Below are 25,999 nucleotides of genomic sequence, written 5' to 3'. Positions count from 1 at the left end.
AGGCCCTACCCGTGGACAAGATTCTTCACCAACCACTGGGCGGCAACGAAATGCCGCGCTTCGGCGGCATCGCCACCATGCTCCGACTCCCCCATGTACCGACCGCTGCCGGTCTGGACGCTGCCTTCGTTGGCGTGCCGCTGGACATCGGTACTTCGCTGCGCCCCGGCACCCGCTTCGGGCCACGCGACATCCGCACCGAATCGGTGATGATCCGCCCGTACAACATGGCCACCGGCGCTGCGCCGTTCGACTCGCTGTCGGTTGCCGACATCGGTGACGTGGCGATCAACACCTTCAACCTGCTCGACGCCGTGCGCATCATCGAAGAAGCCTACGACAACATCCTCGAGCACAACGTCATCCCGATGACCCTGGGTGGCGACCACACCATCACCCTGCCGATCCTGCGTGCGATCCACAAAAAGCACGGCAAGGTCGGTCTGGTGCACATCGACGCTCACGCTGACGTCAACGATCACATGTTCGGCGAGAAGATCGCCCACGGTACGACCTTCCGTCGCGCCGTCGAAGAAGGCCTTCTGGACTGCGACCGTGTGGTGCAGATTGGTCTGCGTGCGCAGGGCTACACCGCTGACGACTTCAACTGGAGTCGCGATCAGGGCTTCCGCGTTGTTCAAGCCGAAGAGTGCTGGCACAAGTCGCTGGCACCGCTGATGGCCGAAGTGCGCGAGAAAGTCGGTGGCGGCCCGGTGTACCTGAGCTTCGACATCGACGGCATCGACCCGGCCTGGGCGCCTGGCACCGGCACCCCGGAAATCGGTGGTCTGACGACCATTCAGGCAATTGAAATCGTTCGCGGCTGCCAGGGCCTCGACCTGATCGGTTGCGATCTGGTAGAAGTCTCGCCCGCTTATGACACCACCGGCAACACCTCGCTGCTGGCCGCCAACCTGCTGTACGAAATGCTCTGCGTACTGCCGGGCGTCGTCCACCGCTGAGGGTCGGGTTATGAACGAACGCGATCAGGTTCTGAAAGCGGCCGCCGATCTGGTGTCCGCCTTCGCCCGCAACGATCGCGAAGCCTACTTCGGCGCGTTCAGCGCCGATGCGAGCTTCGTGTTCTACACCCTCGAACAGCCCCTGCTGTCGCGCGATGCCTATCAGGCGTTGTGGGACAGCTGGCGCGCCGAGGATGGCTTCGAGGTGCTGTCCTGCATCTCGAGCAACGCCTTCGTCAGCCTGCAGGGTGACGTGGCGATTTTCATCCATGACGTGGCCACCGAGCTGCGCATGCAAGGGGAGCAACACTTCAGCCAGGAGCGCGAGACGATTGTTTTCAGGAAACAAGCGTCGAGCCTAGAACAACAAGGCCATTGGCTGGCCTGCCACGAACATTTGTCCGCAATGCCGGAAGGGCTGCCATCCCCTTAGCCAAGACAGGTGACGCTCACGCACGATGAGCGCGCCTTTATGATCGGAGCAGATCATGAATAACAACAACAAAGACCAAAGCCTTACGCAGATTGAAACCCACGGGGTCGAACAGATCCCGGACAACGAACGCACCGCCGGTCCCGTGGATTTGTTCCGCATGATCTTTGGCGGCGCGAATACCTTTGCCACCGCCGTGCTCGGCAGTTTCCCGGTGCTGTTCGGCCTGTCCTTTCAGGCGGGCGTCTGGGCGATTGTCTCGGGTGTGCTGCTCGGCTCGCTGATCCTCGCACCGATGGGCCTGTTCGGCCCGATCAATGGCACCAACAATGCTGTGTCGTCCGGTGCGCACTTCGGCGTGCACGGGCGGATCGTCGGTTCGTTCCTGTCGTTGCTGACCGCCATCGCCTTCTTCTCGCTCTCGGTGTGGAGTTCGGGGGATGCGTTGATTGGTGGTGCGAAACGCCTGATCGGCCTGCCGGAAACCGACCTGACTCTGGGCCTGGCCTACGGTCTGTTCGCGATTCTGGTGCTGACCGTATGCATCTACGGCTTCCGCTTCCTGTTGTGGGTGAACAAGGTGGCGGTGTGGAGCGCGAGCCTGCTGTTCCTGCTGGGCATCTTCGCTTTCGCCGGTCCTTTCGATTCGCACTACGCCGGCACCGTCAGTCTCGGCCAGCCAGGCTTCTGGGCAGCCTTCATCGGCGCCGCGCTGGTGGCGATGAGCAACCCGATTTCCTTCGGCGCGTTCCTCGGCGACTGGGCCCGCTATATCCCGCGTGAAACCTCGCGTCAGCGGATCATGGCAGCGGTGATTTTCTCGCAGATCGCCACGTTCATTCCGTTCCTGTTCGGCCTGACCACCGCGACCATCGTGGCGATCCAGGCACCGGACTACATCGCGGCCAACAACTACGTCGGCGGCCTGCTGGCGGTATCGCCGAGCTGGTTCTTCCTGCCGGTGTGCCTGATTGCGGTGATCGGCGGCATGTCCACCGGCACCACGTCGCTGTATGGCACCGGGCTGGACATGTCCAGCGTGTTCCCTCGCCTGCTGTCGCGGGTCAAGGCGACGTTGCTGATCGGCGTGCTGTCGATTGCCTTCATCTTCATCGGGCGCTTCGCGGCAAACCTGGTGCAGAGCGTGTCGACCTTCGCCGTGCTGATCATCACCTGCACCACCCCATGGATGGTGATCATGATCATCGGCCTGGTGGTGCGTCGCGGCTTCTACTGCCCGGACGATCTGCAAGTGTTCACGCGCGGCGAGCAAGGCGGACGCTACTGGTTCAGCCACGGCTGGAACTGGCGCGGCCTGGGCGCGTGGATCCCGAGCGCGGCGGTCGGCCTGTGCTTCGTCAACCTGCCGGGGCAGTTCGTCGGCCCGCTGGGTGAACTGGCCGGTGGCATCGACATCAGCCTGCTGGTGACCCTCGGTCTGGCCTCGGTGATGTACCTGATGCTGCTGAGCCTGTTCCCGGAACCGGCGCTGGTCTACGGCCCGAAGGATCCCCGGAGCAATGGCGTGCATGCGCCGGCTGAAGCGGCGCTGCGTCAGGCTGCCTGAATAAACGAATCGCCTGTGGGGGTCAGCCTTCTCCCACAGAGTTCCACCCCATAAAAAAGACAATCGGAGACACGCCATCATGGCTTTGGATTTATTCGTCGTCCTCATCTACGCCGCCGGCATGCTCTTGCTCGGCTACTTCGGCATGCGCAAGGCCAAGACCAACGAGGACTTCCTGGTTGCCGGGCGTAACCTCGGCCCGAGCCTGTACATGGGCACCATGGCTGCGACCGTTCTCGGTGGCGCGTCCACCGTCGGCACCGTCCGCCTGGGCTATGTGCACGGCATCTCCGGTTTCTGGCTGTGCGCGGCACTGGGTTGCGGCATCGTGGCGCTGAACCTGTTCCTGGCCAAGCCGCTGCTGAAACTGAAGATCTACACCGTTACCCAGGTGCTGGAAAAACGCTACAACCCGATGGCCCGCTCGGCGAGCGCGGCGATCATGCTGGCCTACGCGCTGATGATCGGCGTGACCTCGATCCTCGCCATCGGCACCGTGCTGCAAGTGCTGTTCGGCCTGCCGTTCTGGATCTCGGTACTGCTCGGCGGTGGCGTGGTGGTGGTGTACTCGGCCATCGGCGGCATGTGGTCGCTGACCCTGACCGACATCGTCCAGTTCATCATCAAGACCGTCGGCCTGATGTTCATCCTCCTGCCCATCTGCCTGTACCGCGTCGGCGGCTGGGACGAGCTGGTGCTGAAACTGCCGGCCACCGCCTTCAGCTTCACCACCATCGGTTGGGACACGATCATCACCTACTTCATGATCTACTTCTTCGGCATCCTGATCGGTCAGGACATCTGGCAACGGGTGTTCACCGTCAAGACCGCCAAAGTCGCTCAGTACGCCGGTAGCATCGCGGGTATCTACTGCATTCTCTACGGCCTGGCCTGTGCCCTGATCGGCATGGCGGCGCACGTGCTGATCCCGGATCTGGACAACGTCAACAACGCCTTCGCCGCGATCGTCAAACTGTCGCTGCCGGACGGTATCCGTGGTCTGGTGATCGCCGCTGCCCTGGCCGCGATGATGTCCACCGCCAGCGCCGGCCTGCTCGCCGCCGCCACCACCCTGACCGAAGACCTGCTGCCGAAACTGCGTGGCGGCAAACAGTCGAGCCTGGGCATCAACCGCCTATTCACTCTGCTGACCGGTGTCGTGGTGCTGGGTATCGCTCTGGTGGTCAACGACGTGATCAGCGCCCTGACCCTGGCCTACAACCTGCTGGTGGGCGGCATGCTGATCCCGCTGATCGGTGCAATCTTCTGGAAGCGCGCCACCACCGCCGGCGCCATCGCCAGCATGGGCACTGGTTTTGCCACCGCCCTGCTGTTCATGGTCAAGGACGGTCTGGACGCCAACACCCCGATCTACTACAGCCTGGCTGTGGGTCTGGTGAGTTTCGTGGTGGTCAGCCTGATGTCCCGCCGCCCAAACGTGGTGGCCAGCGCGATCTAAGCTGAAACGGTAGCAACAACTTTCTTCGACGGGTGTGGCGTCGGTTGCCACACCCGTTTTTTTTCGTCTGGAGAAAATGCTTTATGAAGATTGTTTCTCGCGATCAGTGGTTCGAAGTGCAGCACCTGAGCGACGGCATTCGCCTGATTCACGAGCCGTACATCCGTCCCTTCTACCGCTGTAACCTGTGGCATGTTCAGGGACGGGACAAGGATCTGCTGCTCGACAGCGGTTCCGGGCTGGTCAGCCTGCGCGAGCAACTGCCGTGGCTGACCGAACGGCCGTTGGTGGCGGTAGCCAGTCATTGCCACTTCGACCACATCGCCGGGCATCACGAGTTTGCCGAACGGCTGGTACACCCTGCCGAGGCGGACATTCTGGCGGCGCCGGATGGCGAGAATGACTTGAGCCGAGCCTTCGTCGGCGACGACATGTTCGAAGCGCACCCGGATTGCCCGTTGTGCTACGCCGAATACCGGGTCAAGGCCGCGCCGGCCACCGGGTTTGTCGAGGACGGCGATGTGCTGGACCTGGGCAATCGCACGCTGCAAGTGCTGCACACACCGGGGCATTCGCCGGGCGGGATCAGCCTCTATGAAGCGGCCAGCGAAACCCTGTTCAGCGGCGACATCATCTACAACGGGCCGTTGATCGAGGACGCCTACCACTCGAATCTCGAAGATTACGCCGCCAGCCTGCAGCGTTTGCAGGCTCTGAAGATCCGCACCGTGCATGGCGGGCATTTCGGCAGTTTTTCAGGGGAGCATCTGCGCTCGATGATTGACGAATGGTTGCGCCGGCACGCCTGAGGCCTGCTGTACTCCAGTCAGACCCACCACTTTTGAAAATCTGCCATGAGAAGAGCTGCCGTGCGTGCCGCCGTGCACAGGTTCATCAAGCGTCTGCTGGAAAACCGCGAATTCAATGACCGCACCAGCCTGGCGGAGCTGGGTCTGGAGAAGGCGGATATCGAGGACCTGATCTTCCATCTGGAAGATGAATTCGGACTGACGGCATTCACCGCCGAGGAAGATCACATGCTCAAGACCGCGAAAACCGCGAACGACTTGAGCCGGTTTCTGATCGAGATCGGGCGACACTGAAAAGCAAAAGATCGCAGTCTTCGGCAGCGCCTGCACATTTTCATGCAGGCGCTGCCGAAGACTGCGATCTCTCTATCTTCAAATCCTTGTTATTCAGATCGGGGCATTAGCGCCGACGCTGCTGACGCCGACGCTGTTCGTCATCAGTGCGAATCGGGACCGGTTGCAGAGGCGGTTCGATCAAGCCGAGGGCAACACCCAAATCGTGCAGCCAGTTTTGAATTTTCTCTTTCATCGTCATGCCCCCTTCAGGGTGGTGCTGAGCGTCCGGAATTCTGAGGCCGCTTCGCACTGATAATAGTCCGAAGTCCTACGCAATGCTCGGTGAAATCCGCAATGATCTGTTACCAGATTGATCAGAATCCCTGACCGATCGTTCAAGCGATTTCCCGGGTGTCTTCGCCAGCCACGGGATAGAGCGCCTGCTGCTGTTCAATCCACGCATTGAGATTGGCGCCGACCATGCCCCGGCGCCACATGAGCCAGGTTGTCGCACTGGCAAACGGCTCGGCCAGCGGGTGCACCGCGACACTTTCGCGCCCCGGCAGGCTGGCGAGCATCGACTCCGACATCAGCGCCACACCGCTACCGGCAATCACGCAAGCCAGCATCCCTTGGTAGGACTCGATCTCCATCGCCCGGCCCATCGCCGCGTGATAATGCGCGAACCACGACTCCAGCCGCGCACGGTAGGCGCAGCCATGGCGAAAGGTGAACACCGCCCGCCCCTCGACATCCTTGGCACTGTGCACCGGAGGGTGATCCGGCTCGCTGATCAGCACCAGCCGCTCATTGCACAGCGGCACTCCGTCGATCCCGGCCAGCTGCGGCGGGCCGTCCACCAGCGCCGCGTCGAGGCGCCCGGTGAGCAAACCTTCCAGCAATTCGCCGCTAGGCCCGGACTGCACCTGCAGATTCACCGCCGGATACTGCTTGTGATACCGCGCCAACAGCGCCGGCAAATGAATCGCGGCGGTGCTGTACAGAGTGCCGAGCACGAAATCCCCCGCCGGTTGCCCGCCCATCACCGCCGCACTGGCCTGATCGCGCAGGGCGAACAGTTTGCCGGTGTAGTCCAGCAGGACTTTTCCCGCAGGCGACAACTGCAAACGCTGACGCTCGCGGACGAACAGTTCGACGCCCAATTGCTCTTCGAGCTGTTTGAGCCGGGTCGACAGGTTCGACGGCACGCGGTGCAGGCGTTCGGCGGCGCGAGTGATCGAGCCCTCCTCCGCCACGGCCTGGAAGATCCGCAATTGGCTGAACTCCACAATCATTCTCCTGAACTGAACAAGTTACTCACTATTATTCAATTTTAAAGAAAGTCAATCAGTCCTAGCCTGACGGTCATTGAACCTCCAACGGAATCCAGACCATGTCGCCGCTGATTCGCTTATCCGCCAGTTTCATTGCCCTGATGATGGCCATGGGCATCGGGCGTTTCGCCCTCACGCCGCAACTTCCCCACCTGATCAGCGAAGGGCAGATCGACCTGACCGCCGCCGGTCTGATTGCGGCAGCCAACTACCTCGGCTATCTGCTCGGCGCGATAGACGCGATGTTTTCCCGACGGCCCGATCAAGTGCAACGGCGTCTGCACGGTGGCTTGTGGTTATGCGTGCTGCTGACGCTGGCGTCGTTCTGGGCCAACGGTTTCTGGTCGCATCTGCTGCTGCGTTTCGGTACTGGCGTGGCGAGTGCGTGGGTGCTGGTGATGATCACTGCACTGAGCCAGCCGCTGGCTGCGGCGGCCGGTCGTCCGAGATTGGGAGCGCTGGTATTTGCCGGGCCGGGGCTGGGGATTTTTCTGACGGGGTTGCTGGCGCTGTTCTCACATCTGGCGCAGCAGACTTCCGCCACCCTGTGGCTGATCTATGCCGCCGTGGCACTGGTGATGTTGCTGGGAATCGTGCGGATCCTGCCGCAACCGGGCGTCGGTGCAAGCGTCACACCTTCCACCGTCAATCATTCGAATCGCGGCATTGCGCGGTTGGCGGTGGTGTATGCCTTGTACGGCGTGGGCTACATCATCCCGGCCACGTTCCTGTCGCAGATGGCCAACGCGCAGTTTCACGGGCAATGGCAGGCCGATCTGTTCTGGCCATGCTTCGGCCTTGGCGCCGCAATCGGTGTGTTGCTGGTGAGTTTGCGTCGGCATGATCCGGACACCACCCGTCACTGGTTGATGGCGACGTTGTGGCTGCAGGCCGCCGGGGTGTTTGCCTGCCTGTTGGGCAGCGGCCTCGGTCTGGCTTTGGGCGTGATCCTGTGCGGCACGCCGTTCCTGGCCTGCATGCAACTGGTGATGCAACGCTCCCGGGAAATGGCGCCCGACGCCACCCAGCGCAACGCCGGTCTGCTTACCGCGTGCTTCGCCGTCGGTCAGCTCAGCGGGCCGCTGCTGGCGGCGGTCAGCAGCCACTTCAGCGGCGGCCTGCAACCGGCGCTGGTGATCGCCGGCAGCGGGCTGCTGATTGCCGGTGGCCTGGCGTGGAAACCGCTTACGACTGGCCGAGCGCTTTGCGCAAACGCCGACGTACCCACTGTTCCGCGCTGACGAAGGTGATGCCGAGCAACACCAGCACGGCACCGATGATGAAGTTCATGCTCAGCTTTTCACCGAGCAACACCACGCCGAACGTGACGCCGAACAACGGCGTCATGAAGGAAAACACTGCCAGATTGGCTGCCAGATAACGGCGCAGCAGCCAGAACCAGGTCAGGTAACTGAAGAACGACACCACCAGGCCCTGGAACAACACGCTGCCCACCGCCACGACGGTCAGGCTGACGTGGGTGATCTGGCCGCTGAGCAGTGCGATCAACAGCAGGCCGACGAAGCCGACAATCAGTTGGTAAAAAAGCGTCAACGTCACCGGCGCTTCCGACAGGCGCGAGGCGCGCACCACCACGGTGGTCGCGCCCCAACTGGCCCCGGCCAGCACGCCGAGGGCATCGCCCAACAGCATGCGGTGATCGAGGTTGTCCCACGACACGCCGCCGACAAATGCCACAGCGATCCCGACGAACGCCATGAAAATCCCCAGCCATTGCACCGGTCGCAGACGCTCGCTGGGTAACAGGAAATGCACACCCAGCGCGGTGAAGATCGGTGCGGTGTAAAGGAACACCGACATGTGCGCGGCCGTGGTCAACTGCAAGCCTTCGGAGATAAACAGGAACTCCAGACCGAACAAGGCACCGGCCAGCAAGCCGCCGCGCCATGTAGCTCCGACCTGATCCCAGCCGCCCTTCCAGCAGATGAGCAGTCCTACCAGCAACGCGGAAATTCCCGACCGCCCCGCCGCCTGCATCACCGGCGCGATATCGGTCGCCGCCCACTTGATCATCACCTGCTGCACGCCCCAGATCAGGCACAGGCCGACCATCACTTGCAGCGCAAACCCGTCGGCACTGCGCCGACTGACGCTCACCGCAACACCTCGAACACACACAACATGGCAGTTTTTCCAAAGGTCAAAACAAAGCCCCGGCTCTTCGTCCGGGGCGAAAAATGATGAGTGGATTATTAACCAGTCAGCCAGAAAAAGCCGTCTGGAAGAGACATTTCATGCTCCTCAAACGTCAGCGGTGAAGGGCTGATCTGCCAAAGCCGCCGGCCACGACAAATCCGACCGTACAGGCCAGCGCCGTGGCAAACGTCCCCCATGCCCAATCCAGCAACGTCACCTGCACCGACCAGCCGCGCAACGTCGCCCAGTTGGTCAGGTCATAAGTGCCATAAGCGACCAGCCCGAGCAGCGCACCCATGCGAGCAGCGCGTTGCCAGGTCATCGATGGCAACACCACAAACGCCACACAGCCGAAAACGTACAGGCAATAAAAAACCGCTGCTGGTACCAGCAACGGTTTTTCGAGCATCAGCGAACCGAGCAGTTCGCGATAGGTCGGCGCCATCAGCACGCCGAGCCAGACGCCGTCGAGCAGAAGAAACGTCAGCAGCGTGGCGACGTAGGCAATCAACGCTTTTTTCATCTGCCCGACCTCAAGTGAGCCCATGCAACATGGGCCACGTCAGGCTCAGGTTAGTTCAATGCGATCGGCATGAATGACGATCTTGCCTTCCTTGTACAACGAACCGATGGCCTTCTTGAAGTTGCCCTTGCTGACACCGAACAGGCTGCTGATCAGCGCCGGGTCGCTCTTGTCGCTGACGGCCAGGGTGCCATCGTTTTCGCGCAACTTGGCGAGGATCTTCGAACTCAGGCTGCTGGCCGCTTCCTGACCCACCGGTTGCAGGCTCAGGCTGATCTTGCCGTCGGCACGCACTTCCTTGATGAAACCTTTCTCGCGCATGCCGGAACGCATGAACTTGAAGATTTCGTTCTTGTGAATCAAACCCCAGTGCTTGTTGTTGATGACGGCCTTGAAACCCATGTCGGTGGATTCGGCCACCAGCAGATCAACTTCCTGGCCCACGCTGTAGTTGGCCGGGGTCTTGTCGAGGTAGCGATCAAGACGCGCGGTGGCGGTGATGCGGCGGGTGTGTTTGTCGAGGTAGACATGCACCACGCAGTACTCGCCGGCGGTCATCTGGCGTTTTTCTTCGGAGTAAGGCAGCAGCAGATCCTTCGGCAGGCCCCAATCGAGGAACACACCGATGCTGTTGACTTCAACAACTTTCAAACTGGCAAATTCACCGACCTGAACTTTTGGTTTTTCAGTGGTGGCAATAAGTTTGTCATCGCTGTCCAGATAAATGAAAACATTGAGCCAGTCTTCATCTTCGCTAGGAATATCTTTAGGGATATAACGGTTGGGCAAAAGAATTTCGCCGTCGGCACCGCCGTCCAGATATAAACCGAAGTTAGTGTGTTTAACCACTTGCAAACTGTTGTAGCGCCCGACTAAAGCCATTTCCAATACCCTCATTGCGTGGGCGGCATTCTACCCGGTTTTGCCGGGTTCGTTGGCCGGCAGATCCTCCCGCCGACGGAAATTTGCGCGAAGCCTTGATTTTCCTTGGTTTGCCGCCGAGCGGGCGCCACTCGTCAGACTACCTGGAGGACTTCCCGGCGCGCCGCCCCCTCGAAAAAGCCACCGATCCCGATAAATGTTGTTATTTAAAACAGCAGGTTAGCGGGATATTTCGAATAATTAATCGAGAATAATCCACCCGCACGCTGGGTTATTCCGGGGGATATTTACCAAGCAATTGTCAAGTTATTCCTGTACGATGCCTGGCCGAGTTACTTTTCTACAGGTTAATGGCCGCCATGCGTGTAAAAGCATCCACCAGCAAAGCAAAGCCAGCTCCAGCCGTTGAAACCAGCGAATCGATCAACGATCAGATCGCGGCATTCCTCAAGTCCGGCGGCGAAATCCAGCAAATTGCCAAGGGCGTCAGCGGCCAGACGTTCGGCCCGTCCAAGCAGATCAGCCTGGGCAAGAAGTAACACCCCGCAACACACCAGTCCCAAGGCGCTTTGAGCTTCGAAGCGTCTGGACCGGAACCCTCGCAAGACCTCTCTCGCGTTTAATCAAACTCAACAAAACAACAGAAATCGACGAACGGCCCTCGATGCCGATCATTCGCCGGTATCCTTGCACGCGTCTGGATCAAGCGTTTCAGCAGTCTTTATCGCACTGCGCTCGCTGTTCAAGGAGTGACGCATGCTCAAACCCCTCTGTTTATTTCTTGCAGGACTGCTGGCGAGCCCGATGACGCACGCGCAGATATTCCAGCGTGAACTCGGCGACTTCGACCTCAAGCTCGGCACCTCGCCCAGCCGCAGCATGGCCCAGGGACTGGTCAAACCTTCTGCCGCCGGCTCGTTCCACGGTGGCCTCGATCTGAGCCACGACAGCGGCCTCTACGTCGGCCAGTACGCGCCGAGCATGGGACTGACGCCGGGCAAGAATCTGGAGATCGATTCCTACGTCGGCTTTAAACAACCCTTCGATCAAACCCTCGGCTACGAAGTCGGGATGATCCATTACAGCTATCCCAAGGTCGACACCCTCGACAGCCAGGAATTGTTCGGCGGCCTGACCCTGCTCGGCAGCCGTTTCGGCATCGCACTGAGCAACGATCCGGACAAACAGAACAACACCTTGTTTGCCGATCTGCGCGGCAACCAGCCGTTCGGCATCGGGATCAGCATGAAATACACCACCCATCAGCTCAATACACCGGTCTCGGTGGACGGCGGGTATGTCAGCAGTTTTACCGACTGGTCGGTGAAATTTTCCCGCCCGGTGATGGGCGTCGACCTCGACCTGATCTACAGCAACTCCAGCCTCAGCGGCAGCGATTGCTCTGCCTATTCCGGGCACAACAGCCAGTGCGACGGGCTGGTCACGCTAAAGGCCGAACGCGCGTTCTATTGATTGGCTGAACTGCCGGGCTCATCCTGCGTTCACATAAGCATCAGACTTCGAAGCCAGGCTCACGCAAGGATTCGCCCATGTCTCGCTGGTTCAAACAGATTGCCGCCCTGCTGGCTTTCACCCTCGCCCTCGGCGCCTGCAGCCGTGTAGGCCTCGCCTATCGCAATCTCGACGTGATCATTCCGTGGACGCTCAGCGACTACCTGGACATGAACGGCGAGCAGAAAGGCTGGTTCAACGAACGCCTCAAGGAACACCTGAGCTGGCACTGCAGCACACAGTTACCGGGTTATCTGGACTGGCTTGATCGCCTGCAAACCATGGTCGAGACCAATCAGGTCACCGACGCCGCGCTCCAGGCCCGCACCTTGGAGGCCAAGCAGGCGATTGCCGAGACCGCACGTGAGATCACCCCGTCGGCCATTGAGTTGCTGCAAGGACTGGATGACAAACAGGTCGCGGAAATGAACGACGCGTTTGCCAAGGATCTGCGCAAACGCCAACAGGAATATGTGAAGCCACCTCTGGCCCAGCAGATTGCCGAACGCGGCGCACGCATGGACAAACGCCTCAACGACTGGCTCGGACCACTGAGTCCCACCCAGGAACAACGCGTGATGGCGTGGTCGACAGCCCTGGGCGACCAGAACACTCAATGGATCGCCAACCGTGCGCACTGGCAACAGCAGTTCAGTGCAGCCGTCGCCCAGCGTAAAAGTCCGGAATTCCCACAGCGGATCGAGACGCTTCTGGTCTATCGCGAGCGTTTATGGACAGCGGATTACCGCAAGGCTTACGCCGACACCGAAGCCCAGGCGCGCTCGCTGGCGGTGGATCTGATGGCTGAAAGCACACCGCAACAACGCCAGCGCTTGTTGAAGAAAATCGAAGGGGTGCGCAAGGACTTCAATGATCTGAAGTGCCTGAAGGCCGCTAAACAGAATTAGAAAACCACAAGATCGCAGCCCTCGGTAGCTCCTGCAGAATTTGCGGAGCTACCGAGGGCTGCGATCTTTTGCTTTCCTGGATTCAGGCAATCTGCGCCTTGGACGCCACACGATCAAACGTCGCCTCATCCAGCGCATCCTGCTGCTCATCCAGCACCTGACGCGGATGATCATTACCGGGAATGCTGCTGTCGATCAGGCTCAACAGGCTCGATCCACGCGGGGTCAGGCTGAAGTTGTTGCCAGTGCTGCCCTCATCCTCCCCACGGGGCCCGATGTAACCGCGCAGCAGCAACAGTTGCTCATATTGGCAGGCGATGGTTTTCAGATGATCCAGATTCTCGATCGGCTCGCCCGCCGCCGCTTTTTCCGCCGCATAGTCTTCTGCGTAAGAGCGCGGTGCGAAGCTGTGGCCTGCGCCGTTCTGTACTTCATGCAGCAGGCGTTCAATCAAATCCCAGTTATAAGTCGTCATCCTGATTCAACCTCCGGTGCGCGTGATTAATGGCGCCTTCAAAGGTTGTGACCCGAGCGGACAAGAGCCGTTCAGCTTCATTTACCGCCCCGGCCGACCGGCGGTCTGTCGATTTCCGACAGCGTTGAGCGACTAGTCTGAGACAGACGGTTTCAACCCCCGCAGGAGAAATCATCATGAACGTTGAGAATCATCCGGTGGTGTCGCGCGAAGAATGGCTCGCCGCCCGCAAGCAGCATCTGGCCGATGAAAAGGCCTTCACCAAAGAACGCGACCGCCTCAGCGCCAAACGTCGCGCTCTGCCTTGGGTGAGGGTCGACAAGGACTACCGCTTCATGGGGCCGAACGGCGAATTGAAACTGGCTGACCTGTTCGGCCAACACAGCCAACTCGTCGTTTATCACTTCATGTTTGCCAAAGGCTGGGAGGAAGGCTGCCCGGGCTGCTCGTTCCTCAGCGACCACATCGACGGCGCCAATCAACACCTGGCCCATCACGACATTGCGCTGGTGGCGGTGTCCCATGCGCCATTCGCCGAATTCCAGGCCTTCAGGCGGCGGATGGGCTGGAAATTCGACTGGGTGTCGTCGGACGGTTCCGATTTCAACTACGACTTCGGCGTTTGCGCCCGCGCTGATGATGCCGAAGCCGGAAAGGCTACATACAACTACGAAAAGACTGACAGTGGCGAAGAGGAAATGCCGGGGCTGAGCGTGTTCTATCGCGCCAACAACGGCGAGATTTTCCACACCTACTCGACCTACGCTCGAGGCCTGGACATGCTGGTCGGTGCCTACAACTACCTCGATCTCACGCCAAAAGGCAGGAACGAGGACGAGATCATGGAGTGGGTGCGGTATCACGATCGGTATGACGGAGAACAAAAATCCAGTTGCTGTCACGGGGACTGAGCCAACAAAGATCCTGAACTTTTCATTGGCCACAGCCCTCAACCGGTTAACCCGCCTTAACCGGATCTGAGGCCTGCCGCCATGAAAACCCTGCTCAAACTCACACTCGCCGCCACGCTCGCCTGCGCCCTGCCCGTCTGGGCCTGCACCCCGGAAGAAGCCACCGTCAAGCGCGAGCAACTGGCCAGGGAAGTCGCCAAGCTCACCGAGCAAAACCCGACCAAGGCCAAGGAAATCAACGCCGAGTTGCAGAAGATGGACCTGGGCACGGCAGCCGCCGACCTGCCGGACAAATGCCAGCTGATCGATCAGCGGCTGAAGGAACTGGATTCGGCCGAGAAGAAAACCGAGGGCTGACATCCCGCTCAACGCCGCAGGCTTCGGCATCTACCGCTCGGGATCGATGCCAAAGCCCGCGTCCTTTCGTCTGGATATTTGCATTAATGCATTTTTATATTTGCATCAATGCATATTCAGACCTAGGGTTACCTCGAGCCTGATCGGAACCGGCCATCGGAGATGGCAACCCATTCACCACCGATCGCTCGCAACATCCACACGTTGGACGTTTGTTTTCATTCATGGAGGATTGAAAAATGTTAACCACTGAAACAACGCAATTCACCGGCAACACCCTGCCCGGGTGCCTGGTCGGCCATTTGCTCGATGCGCAACTGGTCGAAGTCGAAGCGGCCCCACAGGCCAAGGCCCTGGCCGCCTCGAGTCTCAACTTCACGATGCAGCAACAGACCCAGACCAACTGGTGCTGGGCCGCGGTTTCCGCTTCGGTCGGCAACTATTACGGCACCGGGTCCTGGACTCAGTGCGGCGTTGCCAGCACCCAACTGAACCGCAACTGTTGCAGCCAGCCGGGGCCGTGCAACGTCTACGGCTATCTGGATTCGGCCCTGCAAACCACCCGCAGCTACAACGGGATGAATCAGGGTTCGTTGCAGATGTCGGCCATCCAGAACCAGATCAACATGGGCCGGCCTGTCGGCCTGCGCTGTGCCTGGTACGGCGGCGGTGCGCACTTCCTGACGATCTACGGCACCAACGGCAACTACGTGCTGGTCGCGGATTCGATCTACGGCTATTCGACCCGCGCGCTGAACTCGTTCCCCGGTTCCTACAACGGTGGCGGCAACTGGACTCACACTTACTTCACGGCGAAAAACTAGGAGGGCGACATCATGCAACTGACTTATCCAAAGGCGCCTTCCAACGGCGTACAGACCTTGCGTCCAGTGCTGCAAGCCGCGCTGCAAACCCAGGGCTTTGGCATCAATCGCCAGTTCGCCAGTGCTGCACCGGCGAAAATCAGCTTGAGCGAGGCCTATCGCGGCTACTCGCTCAGCCTGGATGACCTGAGCCAGGGCAAAGGCCTGAAGAACGCCCGGCTCGGCGACTGGCATTACCTGGTGTTTGCCGACGGTGTGTCGATTGCCGATGCGCAATTGGCCGAAGTCCGTGGTCACGTCGAGTTCGCCTCGTTGAACCACGGCAACCTGGCGGCGGCCACGGTCGATGCACTGAAACTGGCCGAGCAATCGCCACAGTTGCAGGGCAAAACCGTTGAGCTGCGAGTGTTGTTCGTTTCGGCGCTGCACGTTGTTGCGATCTGGCTGCACGCGGCGGGTGAAGATGTGCTGATCCCGATCGAACCGACACCCAAGGAACTGGCTCTGACCGGTTTGTACAGCGAGGCAGCCCTGCTCGCACAGCTCAAACCGAAGGCGGATCAGGCCAAGCGGCGCTTTGATGCCGACACCCGTGGGCAACTGGGTAGCTGACAAACTCAGGGAATAAAAAAACCCGGACAGTGTCCGGGTTTTTTATTGCCTGCCTGAAACGCCTTACTCGGCCGCAGGTGCAACCGGCTTGCGGCGCTTGAGCGGAGCCATGCCGTCGCTGCTTACCAGAGAATCCGGCTTCGGACGGTTGGCGCTCTTGCGCTTGGTCGGGGTCTTGGCGGCGGTTTTCTTCTTGTCGCCCTTGGCGTCGGTCTTTTTCTTCTTCACGCCGACGGCCTTGCCCGAGGCCTTGACCTTTTTCGGTCCGCCGTAGGTGCCTTTGACTTCCTTGATGGTGCGGCGCTCGAAGCTCTGCTTCAGATAACGCTCGATGCTCGACATCAGGTTCCAGTCGCCGTGGCAGATCAGCGAAATCGCCAGACCGTCGTTGCCGGCACGGCCGGTACGGCCGATGCGGTGCACGTATTCGTCGCCGCTGCGTGGCATGTCGAAGTTGATCACCAGATCCAGACCATCAACGTCCAGACCACGGGCCGCGACGTCGGTAGCCACCAGGATCTTCACGCCGCCCTGCTTCAGACGATCGATCGCCAGTTTGCGATCCTTCTGGTCTTTCTCGCCGTGCAGCACGAATGCCTTGTATTCCTGGGCGACGAGGCGACCGTAGATGCGGTCGGCCATGGCCCGGGTATTGGTGAAGACGATGGCCTTCTGGTAGGTCTCGTTGGCCAGCAGCCAGTTCACGATCTGTTCTTTGTGCTGGTTGTGGTCGGCGGTGATGATCTGCTGACGAGTGGTCGAGTTCAGCTGGCTGACCGCGTTGAGCTGCAAGTGCTCAGGGTTGTTCAGCACCTTGGCGATCATCTCGCGCAGGCCGGAACCGCCGGTGGTGGCGGAGAACAGCATGGTCTGCTGACGGTTCGGGCATTCGTCGACCAGACGCTGCACGTCTTCGGCAAAACCCATGTCGAGCATGCGGTCGGCTTCGTCGAGCACCAGCACTTCGACTTCTTTCAGGTCGAGGTTGCCGGCGTTCAGTTGCTCGATCATCCGGCCCGGGGTGCCGATCAGGATGTCCGGCACCTTGCGCAGCATGGCAGCCTGGACCTTGAAGTCTTCACCGCCGGTGATCAGGCCGGACTTGATGAAAGTGAACTGCGAAAAGCGCTCGACTTCCTTCAGGGTCTGCTGGGCCAGCTCGCGGGTCGGCAGCAGGATCAGGGTCTTGATGCTGACGCGGATCTTGGCCGGGCCGATCAGACGGTTGAGGATCGGCAGGACAAAAGCGGCGGTCTTGCCGCTACCGGTTTGCGCCGTCACCCGCAGGTCACGCCCCTGAAGCGCCAGCGGAATGGCCGCGGCTTGCACAGGCGTTGGCTCGACAAATTTCAGCTCGGCCACGGCTTTGAGCAGGCGTTCGTGCAGGGCGAATTGGGAAAACACGGGTGCTACCTCGAAGATATGCAAAAAATCAGCTGCATAGGTTACCGGTTTCGAGCGCTCAGGCCGAGTTTCTTTGTGAAATACGCCGTAATCAGTGGCTTTTTTGTTGCTCGATTTGTCTCCAACGGTAATACACAGCGTCTTAAATGCTCTAATCGCCCGTCGCGTCTTACAGAAGAATCGTCTCTCTCATGGATTTCAAACAGCTCTGGCTCAACGCCCAAGACCTCTGGGGTGCCCTCGATCAGCACCCGCTCCTGCACGCCGGCCTGGCGCTGATCCTGCTGCTGGTGATCGCGCTGGTCCTCGGACGAGTGGCGCGTTACCTGATCCTGCATGCCAGCCGCATGCTCGGTCGCCAGCCCGCGCTGCACTGGCTCAACGACTTTCGGCATAACAAGGTGTTCCAGCGTCTGGCGCAGATGACGCCGTCGCTGGTGATCCAGTTCGGCCTGCACCTGGTGCCGGAGCTGAGCAAGACCGCCACGGTGTTCCTCGGCAATGTCGCGCTGGCGTTCACCATTCTGTTCCTGCTGCTGTCGGTCAGCGCCCTGCTCAATGCCCTGCTGGACATCTACGCCCGCACCGAACACGCCCGCACCCGCTCGATCAAGGGTTACGTGCAACTGGCGAAAATGGTCTTGTACGTGTTCGGCGCGATTATCATTGTCGCCACCCTGATCGACCGCTCGCCGCTGTTGCTGCTGTCCGGTCTGGGTGCGATGTCGGCGGTGATCCTGTTGGTCTACAAGGACACCCTGCTGTCGTTCGTCGCCAGCGTACAACTGACCAGTAACGACATGCTGCGGGTCGGCGACTGGATCGAAATGCCGCAAGTCGGCGCCGACGGCGACGTGGTCGACATCACCCTGCACACGGTCAAGGTGCAGAACTTCGACAAGACCATCGTCTCGATCCCGACCTGGCGCCTGATGTCCGAGTCGTTCAGAAACTGGCGCGGCATGCAGCAGTCCGGCGGGCGACGGATCAAGCGCAGTCTGTTTATCGATGCCAGCGGCGTGCGTTTCATCCGCGACGATGAAGAAGAAAAACTCTCCCAGGTGCACTTGCTGACCGCCTACATGGGCCGCAAGAAAGCCGAACTCAAGGCCTGGAACGAAGCGCAGGGCAATGTCGCGGCGATGTCGGCCAACCGTCGGCGCATGACCAACATCGGCACTTTTCGCGCCTACGCGTTGGCCTATCTGAAGAGTCACCCGGAGATCCAGCCGAACATGACCTGCATGGTCCGCCAGATGCAGACCACGGCTCAGGGCATTCCACTGGAAATCTACTGCTTTACCACCACTACGGTGTGGGCCGATTACGAGCGGATTCAGGGGGATATTTTCGATTACCTGCTGGCGGTGCTGCCGGAATTTGGCCTGAGCCTGTATCAGCAGCCGAGCGGCGGGGATTTGCGCTCCGGGTTGTTGCCGGCAGTCCTTGGCGCGAGCCACATTCCCGAGGCCGAAAAACACCGGATGTAGACCTTTCTCGCGGACAACAAAAAAGACGCAACCCCGGTTGCGTCTTTTTTTGTCCTGCCGACTTACTTGGCCTGCCGCTGCGGTGCCTTGTGCACCATGGTGTAGGCGTAGTCGACGCCCATGCCGTACGCGCCGCTGTGTTCCAGCACCAGGTCCATCACCGCCTGATAAGTGTCTTTGTGCGCCCAGTCACGCTGGTACTCGAGCAGCACTTGCTGCCAGGTCACCGGTACTGCGCCCGCCTGAATCATTCGCTGTACCGACATGTCGTGGGCTTCTTTGGTAGTGCCGCCGGACGCGTCGGTGACGATGTACACCTCGTAGCCTTCGGCCAGGGCTTCCAGGGCCGGGAAGGTCAGGCAGACTTCGGTCCACAGCGCGGCGATGATCAGCTTCTTGCGGCCGGTGGCCTTCACCGCGTCAACCAGCGCCTTGTCTTCCCAAGAGTTCATCGAGGTGCGCTCGATCGGCTTCTGCTCCGGGTGTACTGCCAACAGTTCTGGCCAGATGTAGCCGCTAAAGCTTTCGGTTTCGACCGAGGTGTAGATGGTCGGCACGTTGAAGATCTTCGCTGCCTTGGCCAGGCCCACGGTGTTGTTCTTCAGGGTCTGACGGTCGATCGACTGTACGCCGAAAGCCATTTGCGGCTGGTGGTCGATCAGGATCAGGGCGGAGTTGGTTGGGTTCAGCAGTTCACGGATAGACATGGCGCGTTCCTTTTGATGTCGATTCAGAGTTTCGATTGAGTAATGAGTGAGTCGAGTCGCTTGCCGTCTTCGGCGTTGTTGTCTCGGCTTGGATGTCACTTTAGGGGCTAGCCGATAAAGGGACAATTCCCTAAAATCGAGAATCATTGATTCTAAAACAGGGACAATCATGGATCGCATCGAATGCATGCGCGCCTTCGTGGTGACGGTCGGCGAGAACGGCTTTGCAGCCGCCGCCCGGGCCATGGACGTGCCCCGGTCGAAAGTCAGCAAACAGATTCAGGCGCTGGAAGAAGCCATCGGCGTACAACTGCTGCAACGCACCACCCGCAGCCTGCACCTGACCGAGGCTGGCGCCGAATATTTCGAAGCGGCGCGGGAAGTGATTGCGGCACTGGACGAGGCCGAGCAGCGAGCCCGGGACGGGGTTGGCGAATTGCGCGGTGTGTTGCGGGTCAACGCACCGATGTCGTTCGGCCTGCGACGGTTGGGCAAATTGATTCCGCTGTTCCACGAGCAGCACCCGAACATCGAGCTGCAACTGGTGCTCAGCGACCAGCAGGTCGATCCGGTACGCGGCGGGTTCGACGTGACCATCCGCATTGCCAGCCTGCCCGACTCGACCATGATCGCTCGACAACTGGCGCCAGCGCCGCGAATCATGGTCGCCTCCCCTGCTTACCTCGAACGCGCGGGCACGCCGCAGACCCCGCAGGATCTGCGCTCGCATCAATGCTTGAACTACGGCTATCTGCAGAGCGGCGTCAGCCTGCAACTGTGCAATGGCAAGGAAACCCAACGGGTCAACGTGACCGGGCCGCTGCACGCCAACAACGGCGACTTGCTGGCGCAAGCGGCGGAGGCCGGCATGGGCATTGCGCTGCTGCCGGACTTCATCGTCGAAGAAGCGCTGGCCGCCGGGCGACTGGTGCCGGTGCTGTGCGAATGGCAAGCCCCGGCGATCACTATCAACGCGGTGTACTCGTCGGCGCGGCGGGTGCCGCAGAAGACCCGCGCGTTTATCGAGTTTCTGGTGGGGCAATTGGCGCCGGGGTAGTGCCGGCTGCCTGGGCAAACTCCAGTGGATTCCTGAACATGACATACACAGGCTCCAGGCCCGAATCGGCAGGAAACACCACGACATAGTCATCGAAGACCACGGTTGAGGGTTCGGTGAACGTTTCCAGCAACGGCACCGCTGCCGAGCGCAGGAACCCCAGGCGATGATCGGCGAACGTTGTCCGTTTCGGGGAATTCTCGTCTACGCCCGAAGGAGACCAACTGACAGACAACGGCGCAACGCCTTCAGCCGTAAACAAGTAGGTTTGCGTACTCTCAATCCAGACTGCCGGGCGAACTCTGACACCCGATGACGAGTCGCCCGTACTCACCGGTGAAAGGGCCACCTGGTGCAAAGTTTCGATTTCCCTGATGCCCTGGGACAAGGTTCCGGGCGGTACGGAACAGGTGCCGCTGCTCATTCTGAACGGGACATCGACCGCACCCTGCGTTTGCGCAAGGTAGTGCCAATCCAGCCCCTCAATCGGGAGAAGGTTCGCCAGCGGAACGCAAACCCCAAACCGGCCCACCTCGGCGCGACTGCGAAACTCGAATTGCAGCACAGCGGCATACTGACCTTGATGCGTCGGAGCACTGGAGGTGATCTGCCAGGTGAACTCCGCCACCGCCGAACGAATCGCCTTTTGCAGATCGACGCGATGGTTTTCCAACGGTGGCGACAGTGCGCCTTCAACGATGATGGCCGGACGCGCATCGGCAAAAGCCAGAGGGGAATACATCTGAGCCCCGACCTGCGCGGGCCCGAGCTGTTGCTGATCGCGCAGCCCCATAAGTTGAGTTTGTGCCGTCGACAACAGCGCTTCGGCCTCCGTTTGAAGTTGCCTGAGACGCGGATTGAGTTGATTCAACTTCGCGACATAACCGTCGTAAATGGCACTGATCTGCTGCGCAATGCTTTGCCACTGCCCTCGTTCCGCCCCTGCGTACGTGACCTCGCGCTGCGCGTTGTCTCTTTTGAGTTGCACGTGCAATTGCCAGTATCGAAAGCGTTGCATGGCAAGGCGGGAATCAAATTCGCTTCCCTCCAGCGCACGAATTTCCAGTTCTCGTTGAGCAATGAGCGCTTGTGCACTCAATTGCTGACGAAGATGGCTGATGCGCAGTTGCAGATCCGCGAGTGCCGCCTGGGCGTCGCGCTCGGAAACAGCCAGATCGGCGACGAGTTTTTGTACCTCGGCCTGAGTCTGGGCAATGCGTTGTCGGGTGATCTGCGCCCAGTCCATCGGCGCCGGAGGCCATTGCGCAGGCGCAACCGCCGGGGACGCGGCCTGTCCCTTGAACGCAACGCGGCCCTGTTTGCGATGCCAGTCTTTGACGTAATAAACGACCGAGCCACTGGAGTTCGGATTGGGATCATCCTCGGGGTGATAGAACAACAGATCCGCCCCTTTGGGATGACCTGAAATCCGGTCGAAGTGATTGATCAATCGGTCGTGATCCGCTTTGGGTACATCGACAGCCCAGATCCGGTCGACCAGTGCCTGGAACTCCGGCTCGGTGTAATCGCCGAGGGTTGATTTGAGTTTCATGGTTTTTAACTTCCTTGTTTGTCCGCATGACTCCGGAGGGCATTCAAGCGAATGCCCTCCATCCTTGGTCACTTGCTTCATAGTTACTCAGGTTTGAAGCCAGGTTTGTTATTGAGCGCGCGCCACTCTTTCACTTCTTTCAGGATGCCTTCGGGGCTGTCTTCACGTCCTTCCTTGGGGTAGAAGATGACGTCTGAGCGGTCGGGGTGTTCGGTGACTAACTCGAAATGTATTACGCGCCTCATCATGTAGCGATCAAACTCGTCACCTGACAGTTCCTCCCCGCCCTCAAAAAGCTCTGTAAGAAACGCTCGGAATTCGGACTCTGTGTAGTCTTCGATACGTGCAGTATTTTTCATTGCATATCCCTTTCCTTATGAAAAATCATTCCGGCTTAAATCCCCGCTTATCGCTGAGCACGATCCATTCTTTCACGACACGCAGAACACCTTCAGGCGAACTTTCCTGCCCCTCTTTCGGGTAAAAAATCACATCCGAGCGATCAGGATGCTGCGTCACCCGCTCGAAGTGCTCTACTCCCTTGAGTATGAAGGCGTCGTAATCGTCAGCAGACATATCATCTCTTTCTTCATAAAGAGCGCGCAGAAACTCTAAAAACTCCACCTCGGTGTAGTCTTGAAGGCTGTCTTTAAAAATCACAATAGATCTCCGGCAAACACCATTCAGTCACTTAGCTTTACTACTTTTCCACCAAGGTGAAAACTAACGTTTTGACTTGCATGTCAGCGGTATATTGAAACACCACCTTTTTACCTGGATAGGTATTTTGATCGAGTAGATAGGACTCCCAACCTCCAGTTTGCCCCATTGGCTTGGGCATTTTTATTGGCCCCCGGGTCTCCATAGCCGCTCCAAAAATTGCATGAACATCGGTTTGTGTCATAACCGACTTAAAAGGCGTTGGAAGATCACCTTCGTACATGACAGTCATAGGCATCGTCTTGACCAAGGTGATGAATACGCTCTCCAGCTTCTTGGACTCAGCCAGAAATGTCAGTTCCACACCGTTTTCAATCTCAAGATCTTGCAAGTCACACCCCGGATATAGCTCCACCAGAGGTTGTTCATCAAGCAATCCCTGTGTGACTAGAGCCCCAAAAGGAAGCCCTACGCCTGCAATAAGCTCACTAACCTTCAAAGAATTCATCAATACCACCCCTGCTCTTTGTGAAGAACATGTAGTTTTTTACGTCCAGCTTCAACTTCCGCCTCAGCAAACCCTGCTTCCAACAATCCAGTTTTTATCGCATCAAAATTCTGATCGACTGAACTCTCTATATCGATCGCATCTTGCCCTTGTTTTGAAGATGTATTACGCCCTCCGTAGGTTTCACTAAATTTTCTATGCACATTGAACGGTATGGCAATGCTAGGAGCCCGTTGAAGAAAATTTCGACGCTCACGCGGAGTCATATGGGGAAAATTATTCCGCAGGTACAACTCCAACGCCTTCTGCGAAGGAATATGGTCAATATCCAACCCATCCCCCCTGCTTCGCCCACTGAGTTCGTTATAGGGCCCCACCTCCAGCGGCTCAACTGGCGGCCCGGCAAACACCAGATCCGGCGAAGGCAGCTCCATATCCCCCGGGAACCCCGGAATACTCGCACCCGCCTGCCCTTCATCAACAGCCGGAAACGTCTCGTTTGCCGGTAGGATCGGGATGAGTGGGTTGCCGGGATAAGCCGTGGGTGTCGAGGGGGAAATCGGTGTGGTGGTCGGCCCGAGGTGTTCGCTGCCCGGCGGCACCAACGGGGTCCAGGTTCCAATGCCCACTGGAGGAATCGGCCAAGGCTGGACGGCAGGTAGAACGCCACGTCGTCCGTGGGCACTTTGCGGCGCAACGATGCTGACCCGGTCGAGATTGAACGGGTTCTCGCCGACTGATGCATCGTCCTGAAAGCGCAGTTCGAACTCGCGGCGTTCGCCCACCCAGGTACTTTTCGGTGCATAAGGAGCGAAGCCTTGCTCGACGCGTTTTTTGTTGACCTCATCGAACTGGCTGGTGAGTGCAGATTGCTCACCCAATGTCCGCCACAGCGCGTCGCCAAATGCGCCGAAAGACTGAATCTCACGCCCGCGCATCTGGTCGCCGATCTGACTGGGAATGGCTGCACCGGTGCTGCGGCTGGCCGTGTTCCACCAGTCAGCCTTGGCGGGTTGACCCTCGCCGGTGACGACGCCCGCACCCATCGGCGGCAGGTTGAAGGACAGGTACATCGGCGCCGAGCCCGGCACGCAGATGATGCAGTCCTGAATGCGCAGGTCGACGCCCTTCGGCAAGTCCTGAACAACCGGTGGCAGCAGCGCTATCCGGCCCTGGCTTGGAGTATCCTTGGCGATGCTCGCATCGGGTGTGAACTGCAAGTGTCGGGGCGGTGAACCGGGGACTTCTGCGGTGTAGTTTCCCGTCAGCGGATCAAGCACCGCGTTGATGACCGGCACACTGGGGCTGATCTCATTACCGGTGGTGACGGCAATGACGGCGGTGCCTTGCGCAACGGCCTCGGGTTTGAGCCGATAAGGCATGTCCACCGACCCGCCGGAATCGGCGATTGAGCGCAGCGCGCGCTCATCAGAAAGCCCCAGCGCCTGGGCAGGCACGGCGACAGACTGAAACAATCGTCGTCGCTGCTCCGGCGTCAGTTCTCCATCACCCAGCGTTGGCGAGTACACCAATCCAGCGATCAATACCGTGGACGGATGGGGAACCAGCATGGCGAGGGGAAGATGCCTGACCGCTTGCCGTACACCTGCCTCGATGAGTGCACCCGCTTGCTGGGCAACGAGTGCCCCGGAACGCGTCAACACCATCGCGCCGTGCGTCATCGATGACAGCGGAACGGTCAGCGTATTGGCTTGCCGGGTTCGACTGACCCGCGCATCTTCATCCGCCTGTTGCTTGAATCGAACCCGTGCCTCGCGCTGCGCAGCGTATTGGCGCTGAGCCTCCAAGACCGCTTCCCTGGCACGCCAGACCACGGTCTGCTCGGCATGATGCCTGGCCACTGCTGCGGATTTTTCCCGCAGGGCGTGAATCTGCGAGCTAAGTAATCGCGCTTCATGGGCGGCGGTGTAAGCGCTCTCCCAGATCCGATGCCCATCGTCGTGCGCTTCACCGAACTGGCCGAGTCGTGCCACATAATCTTGGTAGGTGCGCGTCAGCGGATCATGGCCATCGAAGGATAAGGCCACCGCCGTGTTCGCATTCAGGTCTGCGGATTTGCGGGCGATCAGCCCGTCGATTTCGCTTTTCTGCTTGCTGATCTGGTAGAGCTGCCAGCGCTCGCTGTGATTGGGGTCGGATAACGTGCTCGCCGCCCGAATTTCCTGCTCCAGTGCAGGTGCGAACTGCCCGGCCCTTTCGGCAAAGCGACGATCGACCTCGGCTCTGATGGCGTCATGTCGCTGAACCAGCCCCGCCCAAAACTGCCTGTGCGCCAGTTGGCGGGCCTGTTCCTGAGCCTGTGCGGCGGCGGCCTGTGCCTGGTTTGCAGCTTCCTGTGCCTGAGCCGCCGCTTGGGCTTGCTCTTGCTGTTGTTTTTTTCCGGTGCGCCGCCTTGGCCCGCGCCCGAGCCTTTTGTTTGCTCTTGCTGACCTTGCCGAAGCCGCCCGAAACCCCTCCACCGCCACCAAAACCACCGCCCGATCCGCCACCCGAAGCGGGCGGTCCGGTTCGGATGACGACGCTTCCCGACGTTCCATCGTTGAAATTGTTCTGTGCCATACAGTCACTCCTTGTCTGTAGGGCACAGCGTGTCGATCAA

The 25,999-nt window shown here is 59.7% G+C and carries 29 protein-coding genes; 16 read left to right on the top strand and 13 right to left on the bottom strand.

Features of this window, described 5'->3' with window-relative positions; genetic code table 11:
- Positions 1-11: 11 nt before the first annotated feature.
- The 6 genes from speB to IF199_RS07605 all read left to right on the top strand — a co-directional run bounded on the left by speB (position 12) and on the right by IF199_RS07605 (position 5,524).
- Entirely contained in the window at positions 12-962 is a 951-nt protein-coding gene (gene speB / locus IF199_RS07630) for an agmatinase (protein WP_003222717.1), read from the top strand.
- Between the two features lie 10 nt (positions 963-972).
- Positions 973-1,395, top strand: a complete 423-nt coding sequence (locus IF199_RS07625) for a YybH family protein (protein ID WP_096819333.1) — start codon at positions 973-975, stop codon at positions 1,393-1,395.
- 55 nt (positions 1,396-1,450) lie between these two features.
- Positions 1,451-2,962 (top strand): purine-cytosine permease family protein, encoded by a 1,512-nt coding sequence (locus tag IF199_RS07620; protein WP_192560064.1) that lies wholly within the window; start codon positions 1,451-1,453, stop codon positions 2,960-2,962.
- 79 nt (positions 2,963-3,041) lie between these two features.
- Positions 3,042-4,421, top strand: a complete 1,380-nt coding sequence (locus IF199_RS07615) for a sodium:solute symporter family protein (RefSeq protein WP_096819335.1) — start codon at positions 3,042-3,044, stop codon at positions 4,419-4,421.
- An 83-nt stretch (positions 4,422-4,504) separates the two neighbouring features.
- Positions 4,505-5,230 carry an MBL fold metallo-hydrolase gene (locus IF199_RS07610; RefSeq protein ID WP_192560063.1) on the top strand — a complete coding sequence of 242 codons (726 nt, stop codon included), beginning with the start codon at positions 4,505-4,507 and terminating at the stop codon, positions 5,228-5,230.
- A 45-nt stretch (positions 5,231-5,275) separates the two neighbouring features.
- Positions 5,276-5,524: a phosphopantetheine-containing protein gene (locus IF199_RS07605; protein ID WP_096819337.1), complete on the top strand. Its 249-nt coding sequence runs from the start codon at positions 5,276-5,278 to the stop codon at positions 5,522-5,524.
- Positions 5,525-5,630: 106 nt separating this feature from the next.
- On the opposite strand, the gene IF199_RS30450 is transcribed toward IF199_RS07605, so the two are convergent.
- The gene (locus IF199_RS30450; RefSeq protein WP_007914492.1) at positions 5,631-5,759 is read right to left on the bottom strand and encodes a PA1414 family protein; all 129 of its coding nucleotides are present in this window, start codon (positions 5,757-5,759) and stop codon (positions 5,631-5,633) included.
- Between the two features lie 142 nt (positions 5,760-5,901).
- On the bottom strand, positions 5,902-6,795 hold the full coding sequence (ptrR, locus tag IF199_RS07600) for a putrescine utilization regulator PtrR (protein ID WP_192560062.1): 894 nt from the start codon (positions 6,793-6,795) through the stop codon (positions 5,902-5,904).
- Positions 6,796-6,899: 104 nt separating this feature from the next.
- On the opposite strand from ptrR, the gene IF199_RS07595 reads away from it, so the two are divergent.
- Positions 6,900-8,081, top strand: a complete 1,182-nt coding sequence (locus tag IF199_RS07595; protein WP_192560061.1) for an MFS transporter — start codon at positions 6,900-6,902, stop codon at positions 8,079-8,081.
- Here the strand turns inward: IF199_RS07595 and IF199_RS07590 are convergent.
- From IF199_RS07590 to IF199_RS07580, 3 genes are all read right to left on the bottom strand, one after another.
- On the bottom strand, positions 8,026-8,958 hold the full coding sequence (locus IF199_RS07590; protein WP_192560060.1) for a DMT family transporter: 933 nt from the start codon (positions 8,956-8,958) through the stop codon (positions 8,026-8,028). The two genes, IF199_RS07595 and IF199_RS07590, sit on opposite strands and share 56 nt — an antisense overlap.
- A gap of 151 nt (positions 8,959-9,109) precedes the next feature.
- Positions 9,110-9,520 carry a DUF2177 family protein gene (locus IF199_RS07585; RefSeq protein WP_192560059.1) on the bottom strand — a complete coding sequence of 137 codons (411 nt, stop codon included), beginning with the start codon at positions 9,518-9,520 and terminating at the stop codon, positions 9,110-9,112.
- 45 nt (positions 9,521-9,565) lie between these two features.
- Positions 9,566-10,402 (bottom strand): CvfB family protein, encoded by an 837-nt coding sequence (locus IF199_RS07580; protein WP_096819341.1) that lies wholly within the window; start codon positions 10,400-10,402, stop codon positions 9,566-9,568.
- Positions 10,403-10,752: 350 nt separating this feature from the next.
- Between IF199_RS07580 and IF199_RS07575 the strand changes: the two genes are divergently transcribed.
- The 3 genes from IF199_RS07575 to IF199_RS07565 all read left to right on the top strand — a co-directional run bounded on the left by IF199_RS07575 (position 10,753) and on the right by IF199_RS07565 (position 12,822).
- On the top strand, positions 10,753-10,941 hold the full coding sequence (locus IF199_RS07575) for a hypothetical protein (RefSeq protein ID WP_016985943.1): 189 nt from the start codon (positions 10,753-10,755) through the stop codon (positions 10,939-10,941).
- Positions 10,942-11,158: 217 nt separating this feature from the next.
- Positions 11,159-11,875 (top strand): TorF family putative porin, encoded by a 717-nt coding sequence (locus IF199_RS07570; protein WP_192560058.1) that lies wholly within the window; start codon positions 11,159-11,161, stop codon positions 11,873-11,875.
- Positions 11,876-11,952: 77 nt separating this feature from the next.
- Positions 11,953-12,822 (top strand): DUF6279 family lipoprotein, encoded by an 870-nt coding sequence (locus IF199_RS07565; protein ID WP_192560057.1) that lies wholly within the window; start codon positions 11,953-11,955, stop codon positions 12,820-12,822.
- A gap of 82 nt (positions 12,823-12,904) precedes the next feature.
- Here IF199_RS07565 and IF199_RS07560 read toward each other — a convergent pair whose 3' ends face one another.
- A complete protein-coding gene (locus IF199_RS07560) occupies positions 12,905-13,297 on the bottom strand; it encodes a transcriptional regulator (RefSeq protein ID WP_096819344.1) in 393 nt (130 codons plus the stop codon).
- A gap of 176 nt (positions 13,298-13,473) precedes the next feature.
- Between IF199_RS07560 and IF199_RS07555 the strand changes: the two genes are divergently transcribed.
- From IF199_RS07555 to IF199_RS07540, 4 genes are all read left to right on the top strand, one after another.
- Positions 13,474-14,208, top strand: a complete 735-nt coding sequence (locus tag IF199_RS07555; RefSeq protein ID WP_192560056.1) for a DUF899 domain-containing protein — start codon at positions 13,474-13,476, stop codon at positions 14,206-14,208.
- 81 nt (positions 14,209-14,289) lie between these two features.
- Positions 14,290-14,565 (top strand): hypothetical protein, encoded by a 276-nt coding sequence (locus IF199_RS07550; RefSeq protein ID WP_102620292.1) that lies wholly within the window; start codon positions 14,290-14,292, stop codon positions 14,563-14,565.
- Between the two features lie 239 nt (positions 14,566-14,804).
- Positions 14,805-15,389: a papain-like cysteine protease family protein gene (locus IF199_RS07545; RefSeq protein WP_192560055.1), complete on the top strand. Its 585-nt coding sequence runs from the start codon at positions 14,805-14,807 to the stop codon at positions 15,387-15,389.
- 12 nt (positions 15,390-15,401) lie between these two features.
- On the top strand, positions 15,402-16,001 hold the full coding sequence (locus IF199_RS07540; protein WP_192560054.1) for a hypothetical protein: 600 nt from the start codon (positions 15,402-15,404) through the stop codon (positions 15,999-16,001).
- 63 nt (positions 16,002-16,064) lie between these two features.
- Here IF199_RS07540 and IF199_RS07535 read toward each other — a convergent pair whose 3' ends face one another.
- Positions 16,065-17,405 (bottom strand): DEAD/DEAH box helicase, encoded by a 1,341-nt coding sequence (locus tag IF199_RS07535; protein ID WP_096819350.1) that lies wholly within the window; start codon positions 17,403-17,405, stop codon positions 16,065-16,067.
- 191 nt (positions 17,406-17,596) lie between these two features.
- Here IF199_RS07535 and IF199_RS07530 point away from each other — a divergent pair, with 191 nt between their 5' ends.
- Positions 17,597-18,895, top strand: coding sequence for a mechanosensitive ion channel family protein (locus tag IF199_RS07530; RefSeq protein ID WP_096819351.1), 1,299 nt, complete (start codon positions 17,597-17,599; stop codon positions 18,893-18,895).
- A gap of 62 nt (positions 18,896-18,957) precedes the next feature.
- Here the strand turns inward: IF199_RS07530 and IF199_RS07525 are convergent, their stop codons facing one another.
- Complete coding sequence (locus IF199_RS07525; protein ID WP_085648570.1) at positions 18,958-19,602, bottom strand: hydrolase; 645 nt, start codon at positions 19,600-19,602, stop codon at positions 18,958-18,960.
- Between the two features lie 169 nt (positions 19,603-19,771).
- Between IF199_RS07525 and IF199_RS07520 the strand changes: the two genes are divergently transcribed.
- Positions 19,772-20,659, top strand: a complete 888-nt coding sequence (locus tag IF199_RS07520; protein WP_192560053.1) for a LysR family transcriptional regulator — start codon at positions 19,772-19,774, stop codon at positions 20,657-20,659.
- On the opposite strand, the gene IF199_RS07515 is transcribed toward IF199_RS07520, so the two are convergent.
- The 5 genes from IF199_RS07515 to IF199_RS07495 all read right to left on the bottom strand — a co-directional run bounded on the left by IF199_RS07515 (position 20,622) and on the right by IF199_RS07495 (position 25,967).
- Positions 20,622-22,211: a bacteriocin immunity protein gene (locus tag IF199_RS07515; RefSeq protein WP_192560052.1), complete on the bottom strand. Its 1,590-nt coding sequence runs from the start codon at positions 22,209-22,211 to the stop codon at positions 20,622-20,624. The genes IF199_RS07520 and IF199_RS07515 overlap by 38 nt on opposite strands.
- An 83-nt stretch (positions 22,212-22,294) precedes the next feature.
- The gene (locus IF199_RS07510) at positions 22,295-22,570 is read right to left on the bottom strand and encodes a bacteriocin immunity protein (RefSeq protein ID WP_192560051.1); all 276 of its coding nucleotides are present in this window, start codon (positions 22,568-22,570) and stop codon (positions 22,295-22,297) included.
- 25 nt (positions 22,571-22,595) lie between these two features.
- Positions 22,596-22,871 carry a bacteriocin immunity protein gene (locus IF199_RS07505; protein ID WP_192560050.1) on the bottom strand — a complete coding sequence of 92 codons (276 nt, stop codon included), beginning with the start codon at positions 22,869-22,871 and terminating at the stop codon, positions 22,596-22,598.
- Positions 22,872-22,911: 40 nt separating this feature from the next.
- Positions 22,912-23,379 carry a DUF6392 family protein gene (locus IF199_RS07500; protein ID WP_192560049.1) on the bottom strand — a complete coding sequence of 156 codons (468 nt, stop codon included), beginning with the start codon at positions 23,377-23,379 and terminating at the stop codon, positions 22,912-22,914.
- Positions 23,379-25,967 (bottom strand): S-type pyocin domain-containing protein, encoded by a 2,589-nt coding sequence (locus tag IF199_RS07495; RefSeq protein WP_244142447.1) that lies wholly within the window; start codon positions 25,965-25,967, stop codon positions 23,379-23,381. The genes IF199_RS07500 and IF199_RS07495 overlap by 1 nt, the downstream gene beginning before the upstream one ends.
- Positions 25,968-25,999: the final 32 nt, after the last annotated feature.

This window comes from Pseudomonas allokribbensis, assembly GCF_014863605.1.
GTDB classification, from domain to species: domain Bacteria; phylum Pseudomonadota; class Gammaproteobacteria; order Pseudomonadales; family Pseudomonadaceae; genus Aquipseudomonas; species Aquipseudomonas allokribbensis.
Note: the sequence above shows the minus strand (reverse complement) of the source record. Positions and strands in the feature narration are given on the sequence as shown.

Bases quoted from the DNA above. Each gene is read 5' to 3' on its own strand.
- IF199_RS07625 (WP_096819333.1), top strand. From the start codon at position 973: ATGAACGAACGCGATCAGGTTCTGAAAGCGGCCGCCGATCTGGTGTCC.
- IF199_RS07620 (WP_192560064.1), top strand. From the start codon at position 1,451: ATGAATAACAACAACAAAGACCAAAGCCTTACGCAGATTGAAACCCAC.
- IF199_RS07615 (WP_096819335.1), top strand. From the start codon at position 3,042: ATGGCTTTGGATTTATTCGTCGTCCTCATCTACGCCGCCGGCATGCTC.
- IF199_RS07610 (WP_192560063.1), top strand. From the start codon at position 4,505: ATGAAGATTGTTTCTCGCGATCAGTGGTTCGAAGTGCAGCACCTGAGC.
- IF199_RS07605 (WP_096819337.1), top strand. From the start codon at position 5,276: ATGAGAAGAGCTGCCGTGCGTGCCGCCGTGCACAGGTTCATCAAGCGT.
- IF199_RS30450 (WP_007914492.1), bottom strand. From the start codon at position 5,759: ATGAAAGAGAAAATTCAAAACTGGCTGCACGATTTGGGTGTTGCCCTC.
- IF199_RS07595 (WP_192560061.1), top strand. From the start codon at position 6,900: ATGTCGCCGCTGATTCGCTTATCCGCCAGTTTCATTGCCCTGATGATG.
- IF199_RS07585 (WP_192560059.1), bottom strand. From the start codon at position 9,520: ATGAAAAAAGCGTTGATTGCCTACGTCGCCACGCTGCTGACGTTTCTT.
- IF199_RS07580 (WP_096819341.1), bottom strand. From the start codon at position 10,402: ATGGCTTTAGTCGGGCGCTACAACAGTTTGCAAGTGGTTAAACACACT.
- IF199_RS07575 (WP_016985943.1), top strand. From the start codon at position 10,753: ATGGCCGCCATGCGTGTAAAAGCATCCACCAGCAAAGCAAAGCCAGCT.
- IF199_RS07570 (WP_192560058.1), top strand. From the start codon at position 11,159: ATGCTCAAACCCCTCTGTTTATTTCTTGCAGGACTGCTGGCGAGCCCG.
- IF199_RS07565 (WP_192560057.1), top strand. From the start codon at position 11,953: ATGTCTCGCTGGTTCAAACAGATTGCCGCCCTGCTGGCTTTCACCCTC.
- IF199_RS07560 (WP_096819344.1), bottom strand. From the start codon at position 13,297: ATGACGACTTATAACTGGGATTTGATTGAACGCCTGCTGCATGAAGTA.
- IF199_RS07555 (WP_192560056.1), top strand. From the start codon at position 13,474: ATGAACGTTGAGAATCATCCGGTGGTGTCGCGCGAAGAATGGCTCGCC.
- IF199_RS07550 (WP_102620292.1), top strand. From the start codon at position 14,290: ATGAAAACCCTGCTCAAACTCACACTCGCCGCCACGCTCGCCTGCGCC.
- IF199_RS07545 (WP_192560055.1), top strand. From the start codon at position 14,805: ATGTTAACCACTGAAACAACGCAATTCACCGGCAACACCCTGCCCGGG.
- IF199_RS07540 (WP_192560054.1), top strand. From the start codon at position 15,402: ATGCAACTGACTTATCCAAAGGCGCCTTCCAACGGCGTACAGACCTTG.
- IF199_RS07530 (WP_096819351.1), top strand. From the start codon at position 17,597: ATGGATTTCAAACAGCTCTGGCTCAACGCCCAAGACCTCTGGGGTGCC.
- IF199_RS07525 (WP_085648570.1), bottom strand. From the start codon at position 19,602: ATGTCTATCCGTGAACTGCTGAACCCAACCAACTCCGCCCTGATCCTG.
- IF199_RS07520 (WP_192560053.1), top strand. From the start codon at position 19,772: ATGGATCGCATCGAATGCATGCGCGCCTTCGTGGTGACGGTCGGCGAG.
- IF199_RS07515 (WP_192560052.1), bottom strand. From the start codon at position 22,211: ATGAAACTCAAATCAACCCTCGGCGATTACACCGAGCCGGAGTTCCAG.
- IF199_RS07510 (WP_192560051.1), bottom strand. From the start codon at position 22,570: ATGAAAAATACTGCACGTATCGAAGACTACACAGAGTCCGAATTCCGA.
- IF199_RS07500 (WP_192560049.1), bottom strand. From the start codon at position 23,379: ATGAATTCTTTGAAGGTTAGTGAGCTTATTGCAGGCGTAGGGCTTCCT.